This window comes from Pseudoalteromonas sp. NGC95, assembly GCF_015864705.1.
GTDB classification, from domain to species: Bacteria; Pseudomonadota; Gammaproteobacteria; order Enterobacterales; family Alteromonadaceae; genus Pseudoalteromonas; species Pseudoalteromonas arctica.
The window spans coordinates 38086-55949 of sequence record NZ_JADYWR010000003.1; the positions used below are offsets into that span (position 1 = coordinate 38086).

The 17864-nt window shown below is 39.2% G+C and carries 15 protein-coding genes and 1 riboswitch; of the genes, 9 read left to right on the forward strand and 6 right to left on the reverse strand.

Annotated elements, in window-relative coordinates; all coding sequences use genetic code 11:
- Positions 1–2: 2 nt before the first annotated feature.
- Positions 3–1274: a hypothetical protein gene (locus tag I6E70_RS04045; protein WP_197188071.1), complete on the reverse strand. Its 1272-nt coding sequence runs from the start codon at positions 1272–1274 to the stop codon at positions 3–5.
- Positions 1275–1496: 222 nt separating this feature from the next.
- On the opposite strand from I6E70_RS04045, the gene nhaD reads away from it, so the two are divergent.
- Together nhaD and lysC are read left to right on the forward strand one after the other, a co-directional pair.
- Positions 1497–2744, forward strand: coding sequence for a sodium:proton antiporter NhaD (gene nhaD / locus I6E70_RS04050; RefSeq protein WP_197188072.1), 1248 nt, complete (start codon positions 1497–1499; stop codon positions 2742–2744).
- A 101-nt stretch (positions 2745–2845) separates the two neighbouring features.
- Positions 2846–3018, forward strand: a riboswitch (Lysine riboswitch).
- A gap of 75 nt (positions 3019–3093) precedes the next feature.
- Complete coding sequence (lysC, locus tag I6E70_RS04055) at positions 3094–4509, forward strand: lysine-sensitive aspartokinase 3 (protein WP_197188073.1); 1416 nt, start codon at positions 3094–3096, stop codon at positions 4507–4509.
- A 15-nt stretch (positions 4510–4524) separates the two neighbouring features.
- On the opposite strand, the gene I6E70_RS04060 is transcribed toward lysC, so the two are convergent.
- Positions 4525–5289, reverse strand: coding sequence for a 4'-phosphopantetheinyl transferase family protein (locus tag I6E70_RS04060; protein WP_197188074.1), 765 nt, complete (start codon positions 5287–5289; stop codon positions 4525–4527).
- A gap of 141 nt (positions 5290–5430) precedes the next feature.
- Between I6E70_RS04060 and I6E70_RS04065 the strand changes: the two genes are divergently transcribed.
- Positions 5431–6753, forward strand: coding sequence for a sodium-dependent transporter (locus I6E70_RS04065; RefSeq protein ID WP_197183458.1), 1323 nt, complete (start codon positions 5431–5433; stop codon positions 6751–6753).
- A gap of 96 nt (positions 6754–6849) precedes the next feature.
- On the opposite strand, the gene I6E70_RS04070 is transcribed toward I6E70_RS04065, so the two are convergent.
- Both I6E70_RS04070 and I6E70_RS04075 read right to left on the reverse strand, forming a co-directional pair.
- Positions 6850–7830, reverse strand: a complete 981-nt coding sequence (locus tag I6E70_RS04070; protein ID WP_197188075.1) for a 2-hydroxyacid dehydrogenase — start codon at positions 7828–7830, stop codon at positions 6850–6852.
- A 110-nt stretch (positions 7831–7940) separates the two neighbouring features.
- Positions 7941–8501 carry a glutathione peroxidase gene (locus tag I6E70_RS04075; protein ID WP_197188076.1) on the reverse strand — a complete coding sequence of 187 codons (561 nt, stop codon included), beginning with the start codon at positions 8499–8501 and terminating at the stop codon, positions 7941–7943.
- Between the two features lie 121 nt (positions 8502–8622).
- Between I6E70_RS04075 and I6E70_RS04080 the strand changes: the two genes are divergently transcribed.
- Complete coding sequence (locus I6E70_RS04080; RefSeq protein WP_197188077.1) at positions 8623–9504, forward strand: NAD(P)-dependent oxidoreductase; 882 nt, start codon at positions 8623–8625, stop codon at positions 9502–9504.
- 317 nt (positions 9505–9821) lie between these two features.
- Here I6E70_RS04080 and sbcB read toward each other — a convergent pair whose 3' ends face one another.
- Positions 9822–11267, reverse strand: a complete 1446-nt coding sequence (gene sbcB, locus I6E70_RS04085) for an exodeoxyribonuclease I (RefSeq protein ID WP_007581911.1) — start codon at positions 11265–11267, stop codon at positions 9822–9824.
- Between the two features lie 259 nt (positions 11268–11526).
- On the opposite strand from sbcB, the gene I6E70_RS04090 reads away from it, so the two are divergent.
- The 4 genes from I6E70_RS04090 to I6E70_RS04105 all read left to right on the forward strand — a co-directional run bounded on the left by I6E70_RS04090 (position 11527) and on the right by I6E70_RS04105 (position 16379).
- Positions 11527–13371 carry a hypothetical protein gene (locus I6E70_RS04090; protein ID WP_197188078.1) on the forward strand — a complete coding sequence of 615 codons (1845 nt, stop codon included), beginning with the start codon at positions 11527–11529 and terminating at the stop codon, positions 13369–13371.
- A gap of 71 nt (positions 13372–13442) precedes the next feature.
- Positions 13443–14255, forward strand: coding sequence for an alpha/beta fold hydrolase (locus tag I6E70_RS04095; RefSeq protein ID WP_197188079.1), 813 nt, complete (start codon positions 13443–13445; stop codon positions 14253–14255).
- 188 nt (positions 14256–14443) lie between these two features.
- On the forward strand, positions 14444–14860 hold the full coding sequence (locus tag I6E70_RS04100; RefSeq protein WP_007581917.1) for a hypothetical protein: 417 nt from the start codon (positions 14444–14446) through the stop codon (positions 14858–14860).
- 268 nt (positions 14861–15128) lie between these two features.
- On the forward strand, positions 15129–16379 hold the full coding sequence (locus I6E70_RS04105) for a cation:proton antiporter (protein ID WP_182673487.1): 1251 nt from the start codon (positions 15129–15131) through the stop codon (positions 16377–16379).
- A gap of 77 nt (positions 16380–16456) precedes the next feature.
- Here the strand turns inward: I6E70_RS04105 and I6E70_RS04110 are convergent, their stop codons facing one another.
- Positions 16457–17005 carry a hypothetical protein gene (locus tag I6E70_RS04110; RefSeq protein ID WP_197188080.1) on the reverse strand — a complete coding sequence of 183 codons (549 nt, stop codon included), beginning with the start codon at positions 17003–17005 and terminating at the stop codon, positions 16457–16459.
- A 379-nt stretch (positions 17006–17384) separates the two neighbouring features.
- Between I6E70_RS04110 and I6E70_RS04115 the strand changes: the two genes are divergently transcribed.
- Positions 17385–17792 (forward strand): hypothetical protein, encoded by a 408-nt coding sequence (locus tag I6E70_RS04115; RefSeq protein WP_182197206.1) that lies wholly within the window; start codon positions 17385–17387, stop codon positions 17790–17792.
- The last annotated feature ends 72 nt before the right edge of the window (positions 17793–17864 follow it).

Below are 17864 nucleotides of genomic sequence, written 5' to 3' on the forward strand. Positions count from 1 at the left end.
GTTTATTTACCTGCCTTTGAATCTGGCTGAGGCTCTGAATTAAATGGATATAAAGAAAAGTGCTGACCGGCAATTTTTACGCGGGCTTTTTCATCGCTTTGAATTATTTTAATATCGCTGTCGCTGACTAATTTTTGATACAAAAATAGCATTTCGTCGGCATCGAGATTTGGATAGCTTTCGTCTAAAAATTGCAGCAAGGGCTGCGGCTTTTTGCGTTTTTTATTAAAGCGCTTAGCAAAGCTGGTTTTAACATCGTTGTAGTCAGGAATATTAGGCGTAACAAATGCAGGCACGTCTTGTTGATCTGGCAATTGGTATTCTTCGTGTTCAAATTCAACCAAGCTTGCCATGTAAGCCACAATATGGCGTTGCTGACCAAGTGAATATCGCTGCGCGTCGCTCACAAAATGTGGCTGCACCGCACTTAGCATGTTGTCTACGCCATTTTTGCGCACAAGCCCAAGTACTTTGGCTGCTTGGCGAGTAATTAAGTTATTACGGCGTAGCTCCTCACGTAGTGGCATAAGCATGTCGGCACTTTTACGTAAGCTTTCTCGACCCACTAAATGCATTTCGAGTATACGAGTACGTAATTGCTCCAGCATGCGTTTGTCGTTATACGCTTTACCTGAGCGCTCAATGTGCAGTATTTGCTTACTTATTTGCTCTTCAATGAGGGTAAAACAAGCATGAAATTCACCGCGAATATCAACCATTTCAAGCATTGGCTCTATGTATTCGTCAAACGCTTCTATTACTGCCTTGTAACGCTTTTGCAGCGATTGCACCGCATTATTAGATTTAGCTTGTTCAACAATATTTAAAATAGCGTTTTCGTTGTGCGTATAGAGCTTCATTATTTTACGCACCCGATCATCCATAATGCGGCTGTAGCGGCGTAAATCGTCAAAGTCTTCTATTTCGCCAGCGTTATCTAGGCGGTTACCTAAACGTGCTAGGTCGTCGACTAATACGCTAATTTCTTGCGCTAAGCCTAAATGCTCTTCTTGCAGTAAAAAAGTAGCAAAATCGGCAATGGCACGATTTATTTCAAGCTGAGAAGATTTAGCCAGTGGAATTAAAATATCTTGGTTTAACAAACGATTTGTTTCTTTATAAATGCGTTCGTTTGACCACGTAGGCTGCTTTTGCTTAATCGCGTTTTGTACGTCTTTTAGGCTAAAGTCAGCCATTTTAAAACGTTTAAATAATAGCTCTAATACACCCCAATGTTCGGTTATAGTGTTTAGCAGCTTTTTAGCTGGGATCATAAGAGGTTACAACATCCTAGTATTTTATTATTGAGTTCTTTTAGAAGACTCATTATTACGTATTTTTAATTAACCTTGTCTGTATATAGTATTCGTTTTTAAGACCATTTAATAATAGTTTTTGCATAGAGGCAGTGCTAAAATTCGCGCCGAAAATAGGCACATGAAATGGAATGTTATTTGTGTGTTCTTTAAAACTATATCAAAGGTTGTTTAACTACCATGGTTTCCTCGATTATTCTAACCCTGATAGCGATTGCATTTTTACTGATCGTTATAGAAGATATAATCCATGTCAATAAAGCTAAAACCACGCTGTTTTTTGGTACGCTTTGCTGGATTCTTCTTTTTATATACCCTCTACACGGGCAAAGCCCCGATACAATTCAACACCTTTTAAATGAAAATATTTTAGAAATTGCCTCGTTATGGCTATTTTTAATGGCTGCGATGACCTTTGTCGCGTATTTAAATTCAAAGGGGTTTATAGAAAATATTGTGCACCGTGTTATGCCAAAAAGTATAAGCGAAAAAAAGCTCATGTTTTTGGTGGGGGGTTTTGCATTTTTGTTTTCGTCGATTTCAGACAACGTAACAGCGACGCTTATATCGCTCGCGGTTGTTATGTCATTAAAACTTGAACCTAAAAAGCTTATTAAATACGCCACGCTTATTGTGTTTGGGGTTAACTCAGGTGGGGTATCGCTAATAACAGGTGACGTAACCACACTGATGATATTTTTAGATGGCAAAGTAACCATAGGTCATTTATTACTACTTATAGCGCCAGCACTTGCAAGCGTTATGCTGCTAGCCGCGTTACTGTCTATCGGTATGAAAGGGCGTGTTGAGTTTGCTGGTGCAGGTAAAACCCGCATTGAAAAAACCGACATTACCATTGCTGTTATATTTTTATCTACCGTAGTGAGCACACTTATGCTGAGTGTAGTTTACAGCGTACCGCCTTTACTCACCTTTTTGTTTGGCTTATCAGTGATGTTTTTAGTAGCGCAATTTTTAATGCGCAAAAAAGACATAAACAAAGACATAATCGATTTTGTTCGCGATATAGAATACGACACATTATTGTTTTTTGTAGGTGTACTTTTACTTGTAGGCGCACTTAAAGAAATTGGTATGTTGAGTAAATTTACCGACCTATATACGGTAATGGCACCTGAGTACGCAAACTACTTAATGGGCATATTATCAGCAGGGGTCGATAACGTACCGCTTACTGCTGCTTTATTAAAAGCCGATATAGTAATGAGCCAACAGCACTGGTTGTCGTTTACGTATGCAACGGGCGTGGGCGGTTCAATGCTTATTATTGGTTCGGCTGCGGGCATTATTGCCATGAGCAAAGTTAAAGCGCTTACCTTTATGAGCTACTTGCGTTTATCGCTGCATTTATTAATTTGTTACACGGTTGGATATGCAGGCTCTTATTACATGGGCAGTTTTATTTAACGCATAAATTATTAAATGCTTGACAGCTAGACGTCTAAACGATAACTTTCAAAGCCCCGCTACTTAGTGGGGTTTTGTTTTATTAGCCACTGGTTAATAAAACATTCAGAAGAGGTGCGATACTTAGGTACTTAATGTTAGGCGACGAAAGCCGATGATCATTAAGGAGGGAAGTACTCGCCGAGGAAAATAATGGTACGTCGTCATTGTTTTTCGGTTTATGGGGCTGAATCCTCAAAACTGTCACCAATATAGGTGGAGAGCTTCTGGCAGTGGACTTATCTTCAAGCATTCCTTTGCCAAGTTCTTCTTGTTTTATTGCGATTTGGATATCGCGAAAGGAGACTAAATGACTACCCAATCAGCGCCACAAACAGTACCTCAAACAGTACTTCAAACAGAGTTAAGCGCAAAATCAGATTACATCGTTGCCAAATTTGGCGGAACCAGTGTTGCAAACTTTGAAGCGATGAGTCGCTGTAGCGAAATTATTGTTGCAGATAAAAGCGTACGTATTGTTGCCGTGAGCGCTAGTGCCGGCGTAACTAACCACTTAGTTGCACTGTGTAAATCAAGCATTACTCCTAGTGAGCGCCAAGAACACATAAACGGCGTGCTTGCTATTCAACAAACTATTTTAGATGAATTATCGCTAGATGCCGATTTAGCAGTTGGCTTTAACGAAACCCTAAAAGCATTTCAAACATTGGCTCAAGAGTCACTAACAACCGATCAGCAACACGACGAGCTACTTAGCTTTGGTGAGCGTTTATCGTCGTATTTATTTGCACAGGTACTTCGTTTACAAGGTTTAAATGCCGATCGCTTTGATGTGCGCAAGGTGCTTAAAACCGACAGCCAATTTGGTAAAGCAACGCCTAATGTTGCAGCCACAGCGCAAGCTGCTAAAGCACATTTAATCCCGCTGTTAGACGCTCAAGTAATTGTGACTCAGGGATTTATTGGCAGTGACGAATACGGCCAAACCACAACGCTAGGACGAGGTGGTTCAGACTATAGCGCTGCATTATTAGCTGAAGCAATTAACGCTAAAAGCGTGCATATTTGGACCGACGTAGTGGGCATTTTTAGCACCGACCCGCGTTTGTGCGCAAAAGCGACGCCTATTGCACGCTTAAGTTTTGACGAAGCCGCTGAAATGGCGACCTTTGGCGCAAAAGTATTGCACCCAGCGACTATTTTACCAGCGAGCCGTAGCCACATTAATGTATTTGTAGGCTCTAGCCGCGAGCCAGAGCGTGGCGGTACATGGATTGAGCGCGAAAAATCGCAGCAACCAGGTATACGCGCAGTAACACAACGTAAAAACCAAATTTTGCTTACGCTTAAAAGCCCAGAAATGCTCCTAGCAAGCGGCTTTTTAGCACGCGTATTTACACTATTAAGTGAATACAATATATCGGTAGATTTGGTAACTACATCAGAAATCAGCGTAGCTATAACCCTTGATAACGCGCAGAACGCCTCGCGCCCAGAGCTTGATCAAGAATGCCTAGATAAGCTTGCAGAGTTTTGCCATGTTTCGGTAGAAAACAACCTAACATTGGTGGCACTTATTGGCTCTGAGATTCAATTACGCCAACACGAAATGAACTTAATGAGTGTACTTAAAGACTTTAACATTCGATTAATTTGTCACGGTGCTAGTAAGCACAACCTGTGCTTTTTAGTAGAGCAAACTGAGTCGGATAACGTAGTACAGTCTATTCATAGCCGTTTATTAGAAAATGATTTTGCAGCGTAAATAACGGTTACTGTTTTAAAGTACTAATGCAAAGTCATTTAATAAAATGCATCGCCAGTCGATGCTTTTTTTATGCACCACACTTACATCAAAACAAACATTGCTGTCACTGCTATCAGCTACAGTAAGGCTATTACTGCAAGCACTCAGCTTTGCACTATGTAATTCGTCAAACACATTGGGGCTAAGTAATTTTGCAATAGGGCGGCTGGTGGCTTTAGCAAGTGACTCTTTTAATGTCCAAATTCTAAAAAACGTATCTGCTTGGGCTTGGGTATGAGTAGGCTCGGTAATAAGTGTAATTTCATCATTATGATAAAAATGCTTAGCAAGCTTTTCAAACGGGCGCTTTAAGCTTACTTTTTCAATATCAAAACCAAACTCACTTTTATCAAAATTTAGCGCCACCCCAACTAAACCATGCGAGTGCGAAATACAGGTATTAATAACATCACCATTTACGTGTATTTGCAGCTTTGAGCTTGCTTCGTCAAATTCGGTACTCATTTTATTAAGCGCTACGCGTGCATATTGCGGCTGCGTTACTTTAATAAGGTGTTTTAACAATAACCGCGTAGCTAAATACTCTTGCTTAGCTTGCACTCTTTTGCGGCGGTTTATAATGTTTAACTCAAACGGGCTTAAGCAATCGGGCAATTTAAAGTCACTAAGCTCAAGTGTTTTAGCATTAAATAATAAAATGCTGTTATTAGCTAAAGACAAATTTGCCAATTGAGTTGAAGTAATACTCAAGGCGTTTTTAAAATAGTGTTCAGTCATAAAAGCCCTAAAGCAAAAGAAGTCGCTGATATTGTGAGCGGTTAACGCCACTAACAAAGGCTGGGTACAATTTTATTACTCAGCTGGCATGAAATATGGTTTAATTCACAATAATCAAAATAATAACAGATTTGTAGATGTATGGCACAAGTGCGTGATGGGTTTCAAAGCCGACTTGGTTTTGTTTTAGCCGCTGCTGGCGCAGCAGTGGGTTTGGGTAATATTTGGGGTTTTCCTACGCAAGCGGCCAACCATGGTGGCGGTGCATTTTTACTGGTTTACTTTATTGTTATATTTTTACTTGCGCTTCCTGCGCTGTATACCGAACTTTATTTAGGTCACAAAGCACAAGCTAATCCGGTAAAAGCATTGGGCGATGCATGGCAAAACACTAACCGTAAGGTTGGTGCAGCAGCAGGTTACATAGGCCTTGCGGGCGCAGTTGTTATGCTAAGTTTTTACTCAATAGTAGCAGGGTGGATGCTCTCATACGCTATTGAACCCATAACAACCTTTTTTGGGTTTACAGGCGCAAGCGAGTTTTTACATAGCGACTCAGTGCTGCGTAATTTTGTATTTACGCCGCTTATGCTTATTTTAACCGCCAGTATTATTTTAAAAGGGGTTAAATCGGGAATCGAAACCTGGTCGCGCCGTTTAATGCCACTGTTGCTCGTATTGCTTGTTGGTTTAATTGCCTACATTGCAACACTTGATGGCGCAAGCGAAGGCTTTGCCGCGTATTTAATTCCTGATTTTAGCCAAATACTCGACCCTAATTTAATTATTGCCGCGATGGGGCAAGCGTTCTTTTCGCTCTCGTTAGGTGTGGGCTGTATGATGATTTACGGCTCGTATTTACAACCAGATGCTAATTTACCAAAGCTTACAGTAGGTGTTGCACTACTTGATACTGGCGTTGCTTTTTTAGCGGGGTTACTTATTATTCCTGCTATTTATGTGGCGCAACACAACGGTGTTGAAGTATTTAGTGGTGGTAAACTGATTGGCGAAGGGCAGCTTATTTTTGCTATTTTACCTGAGCTATTTAGCACCATGGGCGAAATTGGCTTATTAGTTGGTTTATTATTTTTTGTATTAATGTCTATCGCATCGGTTACGTCAACAATATCGACCACCGAAATTCCGGTAGCGTTTTTAGTCGAAAATCACAACGTTAGCCGCACCAAAGCAACATGGGCAGTGAGCGCCGTTGTTCTTGTGTGTGCAAGCGCAATTATACTAAATTTTGATTGGTTATTTGGCTTAGTTATTATGCTATTTACTCAATACCAATTGCCGCTTATGGGCTTGTTTTACTTTATTACGGTAGGTTGGATGTGGCAGCGTGGTAATAAATTACATCAAGCAACAACAGGCGTACATTACTGGTTTGCTCAGTATATTCGTTTTGTTTGCCCAATATTAATGACCTTGGTATTTGCAAACGTCGCGTTTGGTTAATTTTATCTAAACCCTAAAAATAGATTAATTAAGCGAAGTGAGTTTAAAACGCACTTCGCTTTTTTTGTGCCTATTATTTAGGTACAGCTAAGGTATTTATAAAACCTCATTAGTTAGAGGTTTACCTTCATTTACTTCAAGCGCGTTAAGTAGGGTTGTGTTTGCTATTTCGGTGAGTGCCTCTTGGGTAAAAAAGCCCTGATGGCCTGTTACTAAAACATTTTTAAAGCTCACTAAGCGCGAAAATATATCGTCTTGATTTATTTCGTCGCTGTGGTTTTTAAAAAACAGCTCCGACTCTTGCTCGTAAACGTCGAGCCCTAAATACCCTAATTTTTTAGTTTTAAGCGCACTAATACATGCGCTACTATCAAGTAATGCACCGCGTGAAGTATTAATTAACATAACGCCGGTTTTCATTTTACTAAACGCCTCGTCATTTATTAAATGATGAGTTTGTTCCGTTAGAGGGCAATGCAAAGAAATCACATCGCTTTGGCTAAGCAAGGTGTTTATATCGGTAATTGTATAATTGCCAGGTTGTGCGTATGGGTCGCACACTAATACTTTAGCGCCAAAGCCATTTAAAATGTTGCACAGCGCAAGGCCAATTTTACCGCAACCTACAATACCCACGGTTTTATTGTGCAAGTTAAAACCAAGCAATCCGTTTAAATCAAAATTGTCTTCGCGTACGCGGTTATACGCTTTATGCGTTTTACGGCTAAGCGTTAGCATAAGTGCAATACAATGCTCGGCTACGGCCTCAGGGCTGTATGCTGGGACGCGTAATACCTTTAAGTTATGTGCTTTTGCTGCAGTTAAATCAACGTTATTAAATCCTGCACAACGCAGCAAAATAGTATTTATGCCTTGGCTTGCCAGTTGTTCAATAACAGTGGCGTTTACGGTGTCGTTAACAAATACACATATGGCATCAAACCCGTTTGCTAAAATAGCCGTTTGTTCGCTCAGAGCTTGCTCAAAATACGTTATTTTTATATCGCGGTGATCGCGTGTACTTTGTTCAAAAAAAGGCAGTTCGTACTTTTGAGTACTAAAAAAAGCAATGTTCATGGTAATAGCCTCGACGCTTAAGGAGTATTATTTATTACTAATACAATAAACTACTTTATAAACCTGTGCTTTAGTAACGCGCATTTTATTGATTTAAATTAAGCCCTAATTTATGCCTTAGCCGACGTAAACAAAGGTATTTTATACGGTACCTTTTTACCAACTCTGGCAGCGCTTAACTTTGCGGCTTGCAGTAGGTTGCTTTCTATTACTTGTTTAAGTGTTTCAGGCTTAGTACGTGGTGCATAGCGTGCAACAAGTTGCCCTTGTGAGTTAATTAAAAACTTAGTGAAATTCCACTTAATTGCACGATTTTGCGAAATACCCCGCGTATGCGACTTTAAATAATTAAACAACGGATGTGTTTCTGGCCCGTTTACCATTACCTTACCAAATACCTCAAATGAGGTATTAAATTGCTCTTGGTAAAAGTCTTTAATGGCTAAATTATCAAGCGGCTCATTTTGGCCAAACTGGTTACACGGAAACGCAAGTACAGTAAAACCATTGCTTTTGTATTGCTGATAGAGCTTTTCGAGCGCATTTAATTGCACCGAAAAATTACACTTACTCGCTGTATTAACAATAAGGACGGTTTTGCCCTGTAATTGGCTAAGAGAAAAATTTTCGCTGTTAAAAAGTGGTGCATTAAATTGATAAATACTGTCCATAGGTTACCTACTTACCTTTCCCGTTAAGGAAATTTTATAAAGACTTTCATTCGCTTTTTTATCGACCGGTTGACATAATCGAGGTCTAGTTTCTAAGTTATCAGTTTAATAGGTCATTTTTATGTCAATGAAAGTCGCATTTATAGGTTTAGGCGTAATGGGTTACCCAATGGCGGGGCATTTAGCAAAAGCAGGGCACAGCGTATGCGTTTTTAACCGCACTCAAGCTAAAGCACAAGCGTGGACTGCAGAACATTCAGGAAGCTTTGCACCAACCCCGCGCGAAGCTGCCAACAATGCCGACATCGTATTTATGTGTGTTGGTAACGATGACGATTTACGCTCAGTAGTGTATGGCGACGACGGCGTGTTAGCGGGCATGTTACCGCACACTGTTTTGGTTGATCACACCACAACCTCTGCCGAAGTAGCACGTGAAGTGGCTGCAAAAGCGGCTCTGCAAAATATCGACTTTATAGATGCGCCTGTATCGGGCGGACAAGCTGGCGCCGAAAACGGCGTATTAACGGTTATGGCGGGTGGTAGTGAAGCTGTATTTGCTAAAGTGCAGCCAGTTATGGCGGCGTTTAGTCGTTTTAGCCAATTGCTAGGCGGCGTTGGCTCGGGACAACTTTGTAAAATGGTTAATCAAATTTGTATTGCTGGCGCAGTGCAAGGGTTAGCCGAAGGCTTACATTTTGCCAAGCAAGCTGGGCTTGATGGTGAAAAAGTTATAGAAACCATTTCTAAAGGCGCAGCCGGTTCGTGGCAAATGGAAAACCGCTACAAAACAATGTGGGCGGGTGAATATGAGTTTGGCTTTGCCGTAGATTGGATGCGTAAAGATTTAGGCATTGCACTCGATGAAGCTAAAAACAACGGCGCTACTTTACCAATGACTGCAACGGTCGATCAATACTACGCCGACGTACAAGCACTCGGCGGCGGCAGATACGACACCTCAAGTTTACTAGCACGCATTGAAGCGCTGCATAAAAAGTAACGTTTACGTTGAGTATTTAGATGTAGACGCCAAAGTATAGATTTGTGTTTTTTTCGTAGACGCCAAGCTTGCGTGACGGGCAAAGCCCGTAAAGTGATTTATTCACAAAGAGGTTATGAGGCGCTGCGCTTTTAGAGGAAGTAATAGATCTAAAAAATTATTGTTTTTATGTTTCTCATTTACTCCTCATTCGCTTCTCTTTGTGAAATAGATTTTACTTTGCGTGTAGTGGTACAAATATTTATAAACAAAAAAACGCGACACTTTATTGCTAAAGTGTCGCGTTTTTAATGCGTTATACACAAACTTAAAGCAAATTACATGCTTTGAGCGTAGTTATACAACGCCTTTAAAATTGTAAGATTTTTTTCGCTGTCGTCATGTTCATGCGCTAGGTTTTCAAGGGTGATCATAAAATCTTGCGCGTTAATCGATGGTTGATCTTCCCCGTGCATTAACTTGTTTTGGCAATACTGGCGCCATTGGTCAAGCTCTTGCTGGTTTAGCGTTTCAGGCCAGTTACGGGCGCGGTATCTAAACAACAATGTATTAAACTTTTTATCTTCAAAGTCTAACTTCAACCCAGCTAACTCATCTGGTTTTGCATCACGAATAATCGCAAATTTAGCTTTATCAGCATGGCTTGTAAACCCATCGTAAAGTAAGTAGTCAACGTTAGTAGTTGCGCTGTAATCGCCTTGCTCGTTAAACACTTCGGTTACTTTATCGCGAAGGTCGGTATTGGCTTTTAAAATAGCTAAGTTAGCTAAGCACTGCTCGCGGTCAATCCCAAGGCGGGCGGCGTTTTCAGGCAATAACGTTTTAGCTGGGGCTAAAATAGGGCACTTGTTTAAATGCACTAGTTTTAAGCCAACAGGTAAATCGTCTTCGGCTAAATCTACACGTTTGGTGTATAAGCGTTTGCGTAACTCTTCTACGTTTAAATCAATGAGTACTTGCGGGTTTTGAGTTAAATCAAAACAAATAACCGCGTTTTTATTTACCGGATGAAAGCTCATTGGTGCAACCCAGCTTGTACAGCCTTGTGTTGCAGGTATGCGCGACGTGGTATGCACAAGCGGCGTCATGTTAAATACATCAACCAATTCAGCAAGGGCTTTTTTGCCACGCAGCCCAAAAAAGAAGTTATATAGCTTTGGTTGCTTTTCTTTTATTAGCTTAGCCAGTGCAATAGTGGCGGTTACATCGCTTAGCGCATCGTGCGCTGCGGCGTGTTCAATACCATTGGCTACGGTTAAATGCTCTAACTTAAAGCTTGGGCTGCCGTCTTCTTTTAACGGCCATTCAATCCCTTCAGGGCGCAGCGCATAACAAGCACGCACTAAATCAATAATATCCCATCGGCTATTGTTATTTTTGTATTCGCGCTCGTACGGGTCGTAAAAATTACGATAAAAGCTATAACGGCTTACTTCATCATCAAACCGAATACTGTTATAACCGGCAACACAGGTGTTTGGTACACTAAATTCAGCATGAATTTTTGCTATAAACTCAGCTTCAACCAAGCCTTTTTTCATCGCCACTTGTGGCGTAATACCGGTAATTAAACACGCCTCAGGGTGAGGCAAGTAATCCGCTTGCGGCTTACAATATTCAATAAGCGGCTCGCCAATAATATTTAAATCAAGATCGGTACGAATACCCGCAAACTGGCTCGGCTTATCCTTTTGAGGGCTCGCCCCCCACGTCTCATAGTCGTGCCAATAGATTGTTGCTTGATTTTGCTCTTGATATGCCATGCTGAAAACCCTGAGTAGTTAACTTAAAAACGCCTAAATACGCGCCAAGTTACTAAAATAATGAATTATTTAGATTATGGCATATGGGCGAGGGAGTTTATAGGTTTGGGTGATAAATGATGTGTTAGTACACTTTTTTAATTTTGAGGGCAAGGACTTACCTAATGCTTAATTAAGTAGTTCCAAAGTGGGCTTTATTGCTGCGAATAAAATTAACTGTTACATTTGTAATCATATTATACGAAAGGACTCTGTAAAAATGAAACTCAATCAAGTTTTATCAATTGTTAACCAAGTCGAAAAATCTAAATTCATTTCGTGTCTCGACCGCCTTTGTTCTGATGCTGCTAAGAATAATAAAAAACTAGCTAAAACAATAGACAATATTGACGGTCAAATTAAAAACGCATCTGGTAGCGAAATTACCCAATTATTCCATACGGTCAGAGATTTTTTTAAATGCTCTGTAAAAGATCAAATATTAATGAGTACAGCACAACTCAACTTGCTAGTTAATATTTTGAGTCGTGATGGGAATGGAGTTGCTCGAATTAGCTGGATTGAATCGCTTTATGAGAAAGAGTGGGCTGAATTATCAAGGCTTTCTAAAGAGCTTAAAGAGTATATCCAACAAAATTCGACTGAAAGCATTTTAGAAAGAAATCGCGCCTTGAAAATTTATCATTCGTGCATGAAAGAAGCATACTTTAATGATGAAAAGAACAATCGCGATGCTAAAGTAACTGACGATGAGCGCAGCATTCTGAATGTGCTTGCAGATGAGTTGAATTTAACAACAGATGAATGCGCTGCTGTAGAGCATTTAGTCGATGTTATTCCTAAAAATGGAGTGTTGGATGCTTTAAATAGCCTGAGGGATATGGGGTTATTGTTTATAAGTAAAAAGCGCCAAGAAGTGTTCATTCCAGATGAAATAGTAACTTTACTTAATGAAATTCAAGGGAAAGATTTAGCTGATAAATATATATTAAGAATCCTTAGAACTCTTACAGACGCTGAGCTTTCAAATGCACTCAAAGCGCATGGGCGTAAAATAAGAGGCGTAAGCCGAACTGATAAGATTCAAACAATTATTCATTCAGGACTTAGCGCAGCTAAATTATTATCAGACGATATTCACAATGTTGAAGATAATCAAAATCAACGTAAAGAACGCTTAAAACAGTTAATACAAGACTTAGAAATTGACACAGAAAAACTTGGTACTACTTTAGATGAACGTATTGGTTTAATACTGTCATCGCTATCAGGTGCAACAGAAAAGGAGTTTGATTCCCTCAGTGCTAGTGGATTTAAGCAGCTTCTAAAAACATTAGAAGAACATTTCCCAACAATGCAGGTAGTGCTTAAAGAAGCATTTGAGCTTGAAGCTAATCAAATAATAGATACTGAACAATTACGTGCCTTAAGTATTACACCTCACGATATTCTATATTTACTTTCAAATGATGAAGTAAGGGAAGTTAGAGATAGTATGGGGCTATCTAAACGAGGTAATGCGCGTTTTGCTATTTTAGAAAGTTTTGCTAACGCGACTGATAAACTAATTGAAAATTACGACGCACTAGCGCGCCGCGATATTAATACTCTTAGAGAAGCTGGTGCAGATGTAACAGAAGCTGATATTGGTGTTAAGTTTGAAGAAGTCACAAAAGCAATTTTTGAACTACTAGAGCTTAATATCGACGAGGACCTTCGTAAAGACTTAAATACCGCTAAAGATAAAGCAGATATCGTAATTTCACTCAGTGATAACGATATAATTATAGGTGAAGCAAAAACATGTAAAAATGGAGATTTTGCCAAATATTCAACAACATCGCGCCAAGTAAAAGCCTATGTAACTCGTGCAGAAAACCAGGGTAAGCGCGTTGCACAAGTGTTGATCATCGCCCCCAGCTTTTCAGATGATTTCATTGAGTCCGCCGAAATGGATACTGAAGTAAATATCTCATTGTTAGAAGCGCATGGTCTTAAGTTAATACTTGATGCTTACAAATCTAAACGTAATCCAAGTTTCGCTCCTAAGTTACTTACTAAAGGTGGTTTGTTAAAAGCAGAGTTAATAGCCAAGAATATTTAAGGCAGACACTAAAGGCATGTACTAACTTTAAAAATTAGTTAATTTAATAAAAGAAAGATCTACCTAATACAATGAGATTAAAATTAAAAGTAACATTCCTTTGCTCATTCCTTATATCTACTAGTGCTTTAGCTGGACTGGCTAAAGTTCAAGTAAATGGCTTTGACGTTGAATACGAGCTAGCTGGTAAAGGTAAACATACTATTTTACTTGAAGCGGGCGGCTCTGCTGGTTTAAGTGATTGGGACCCGGTTTTTGAATCACTTACCAAGCACGGTAAAGTTATACGGTATTCTCGTATTGGTAATGGTGGTTCTACGCAAATAAAGAAAAACTATAGCTCAGAAGAATATGCAGCTGAGGCTGTATTATTACTCAAAACACTGAAAATAGAAGAGCCTGTTGTATATGTTGCGCATTCTTATGGTGCTTATATTGCGCGTGTATTTGCTGCGACATACCCTAATCAGATTAAGGCGTTGATGTTAATTGAGCCTGCATCAGAGCACGATGTAGATATTATGCGCGCGATTGATTTGCCACGCGCTGAAAAAGAAATTGCAGCAATAAAGCTCGACGATATGAAAAATGGAATGTCGAATCAGTATTTAGATTTTTGGGCAAAACGCCCGCTACCTAATTATCCACAAATTACTGATATACCCGTGACAGTAATTGCCTCAGTTAAAAAGTATAAAAAGCCATCTGTATTATTTTTTACCGACAAAGCGCGTGAAATGTGGGGCGACTTACATTCAAAGTGGGCTAATGCCTTTCCTCAAGGTGAAATAGTAATAACAAATAAAAGCTATCACTACCCGCAAAATGATGAGCCAGAAATGGTTGTAAGCCAAGTAGTTAAGTTACTTGAACGCACTAAATAAGGTGTGGGTTTGGTTGTTGATTATATAAATACCAATTGCTGTAAATTAGTAATTTGGCATTAGACTAAAGTCTATAGATTAGATTTATTCACTTATTAGGTTTGTTTTAATCGTTTGTCGGTTTTGTGTTAATTCTCTAAAGTTCAGTTGTCGGCAACAAGCACGGCTTAACCAACAGGACTACGACCATGAAAACACTTATCAAAACTATCGCTCTTAGCTCACTACTTACATGTTCAGCTGCTGCAATGGCTGAGCAAAGTGATTACAAATTAATGGTTATTGAAACTGCAACAGCGCCACAGCCACTTGAGCAATCATTTAATAGCTGCGCACTGAATGTTAAGTCAAAAAATTACGCTGAGGCTGAAGCAATTTGTACTAAAGCAATCGCACTTTTAAAAGACGCAGATGGCCCTAAATTTAAAGTACGCCAACTTACATCGTTTGCATTAAGCAACCGTGGTGTTGCACGTTTAAAAGCGAACAACGACACAGCTGGCCTTGCTGATTTATACGAAGCAAATGAAATGTCTAAAAGTGCAATGGTATCGCATAACTTAACTCGCGCTAAAGAAGACTTATCTTTGATAAGCGCTTTATAAAATACTTAAAAAAGTATGATATAAAATAGCGAGAGTAAAAAAGCCCATGTTAGGTTAATTCCTAACATGGGCTTTTTTGTTTTATTTAATGCGTAAGTTAATACCTTAAATACGTTAATAGAGTAGGGTGTGTATTTATAATTAATATTTTGGGTATGCTTGTTTAGGCTACGCGAATATAATGCGAGATAACCGTATAAAAAATAATAACCCTTCTGCTTTGCTTGTTTGAGCAAGGTATCATTAAATAAATATTGAGATTTAAACCATGGCAACAGGAACCAGCCTAAGCGTACTTGAAATAAGTGCGATATTTTTATCAATTACCGCGTTACTCACCTATGTAAACCATCGCTTTATTGGCTTGCCAACAACCATTGGCGTTATGGTTATTTCGATGCTTTTATCTATCGGCGCTATATTTTTGGGCTTTTTAGGGTTTGATGATCTTATAGATTACGAAGTGAGCTTACTCGATCAGTTAGATTTTACTGAAGTTTTGCTCGATGGCATGCTCTCTATGCTACTTTTTGCTGGGGCGCTACATGTAAATGTTAGCGATTTAAGGCGCTATAAATTGCCAATCGGTATTTTGGCCTGTGTTGGTACGTTGCTATCAACGGTTATTATTGCAGGCGCGCTTTATTTAGTACTTCCTTTGCTTGGTTTTGATTTAGCATTTATTTGGTGTTTATTGTTTGGCGCATTAATTTCGCCAACTGATCCTATTGCGGTAATGGGAATTTTACAATCTGCGGGGGCGCCTAAAAGTATTGAAACCGTGATTGCGGGTGAATCGTTGTTTAACGATGGTATAGGCGTGGTTATTTTTGTGCTTTTATTGGGTGTTTTATCAAGTGGTGATATTCCTACAACTTATTATGTAGCACACACGCTGGCGGTTGAAGCCGGTGGCGGTATTGTTTTTGGTTTGGTATTAGGTGGTATTTTATATTACTTACTTAAAAGTATTGATAGTTACCAAGAAGAAGTACTACTTACTTTAGCAGGCGTTATTGGTGGTTATGCACTGGCTAGCCATTGGCATTTGTCGGGCCCACTTGCAATGGTAATGATGGGGTTAATGGTGGGTAATCATGGTCGCAGTATGGCTATGAGCGACAAAACACGCCATTACGTTGATTTATTTTGGGAGCTGATTGACGAAATTTTAAATGCCATTTTATTTGTACTCATAGGGCTTGAGGTCGTCATGATTGCATTTTCGAGTAACTTGTTTATTGCTGGTGGCTTAACAATTTTAATAGCGTTACTCGCACGTTTAATTGTTGTGGGTATAACAACCACTACATTTAATAAGCAATTAGAGTTGCCATCTGGTGCGTGGAAAGTTTTAACCTGGGGTGGCTTGCGTGGTGGTATTTCGGTTGCATTGGTATTGCAACTACCTGATGGGAACGAGCGCGATATTTTGTTGGCTCTTACTTATGCGGTTGTGGTGTTTTCTATTTTAATTCAGGGTTTGAGTATTGGTAAAGTAGCCAAAACTATCCGTTAAATATAATTTTTTAAAAAGCGTGTGAAATAGCTGTATTTCACACGCTTTTTATTTTTCTTATAAAACAAAAAGGGCAATTAAAACGTAAAGCTGAGCTGCACACCGCTGTAAATATGTTCTTGTGCTTCCCAGTAGTCGCCATCTATTTGGCGTGCTCGGGTAAATACTTCTATTTTAAATGGCTTAAAGTGATAACCCGCACCTATACCTGCGTAACCATCTATGTCGTTGTTCGATTTTTCTATTTGGTAGGTGTTATCGCCCCTATCGTTTTTAAAGGCGAGTTCGAACAGATCTAAGCCAAGCTCGGCGTATATAAAAAAGTCATTAAAATAACCAAGCTTCATGCCATTGTCCCACGTTATAAATTCTTCTTGCTCGCCTTGTTTATTATTGATTACTGCCGCGCCAATTGCGCTTGTAAAAACAACACCAAAGTTACTGTAATTTTGCTTAACCATCATTTCTACACCCGCAGATGTAATGCTGCTATCGCCATTAAATTCTGATTTTATAAACATACCGGTGTTAGGCATGTCATTACCGAGCAAAAGCCTTGCGTTAGCATTTTGGCTAAATGATAAAAGCGTGCTTAATAAAACAAAAAGAGGAAGTGTGTGTTTCAAAAAAGTTAATCCATTAATGATGAAAAGTTACCAGAGCTACAATTATAAATACATAACTTAGTATTGCATGTAATTAAATGTATAAATTTGTTTGATTGTTATTCAGCTATGCCAAAGTAAGGTGTTTAAAATAAAACCGACTAAATAAAAGCATAAATAATTATATGTATTTTAAAATGCAAAGTAGCGATTTTAGGCACGTAAGATAGTGCGTAAGTTATTTAAATATATAGAAAAAGTTTAAACGTATTAGACTAAGGTCTATAGGTTAATTTTTCTCACTTATTAGGTTTGTTTTAATCGTTTGTCGGGGTTGTGGTAATTCACTAAAGTTCAGTTGTCGGCAACAAGCACGGCTTAACTAATCAGGAATATGACCATGAAACTTACACTTATCAAAACTATCGCTCTTAGCTCACTATTAACATGTTCAGCTGCTGCAATGGCTGATCAAAGTGATTACAAATTAATGGTTATTGAAACTGCAACAGCGCCACAGCCACTTGAGCAATCATTTAATAGCTGCGCACTAAATGTTAAGTCAAAAAACTACGCTGAAGCGGAAGCAATTTGTACTAAAGCAATCGCACTTTTAAAAGACGCAGATGGCCCTAAATTTAAAGTACGCCAACTTACGTCATTCGCATTAAGCAACCGTGGTGTTGCACGTTTAAAAGCGCATAACGACACTGCTGCACTTGCTGATTTATACGAAGCATCAAAATTGTCTAACAGCTCAATGGTATCGCACAACTTAACTCGCGCTAAAGAAGAGTTATCGTTATAAAAAACCTTTATAACGCGTTTTATAAAGTGCTTACTAAAGCATGATATGAAATAGCGAGAGTAAAAAAGCCGA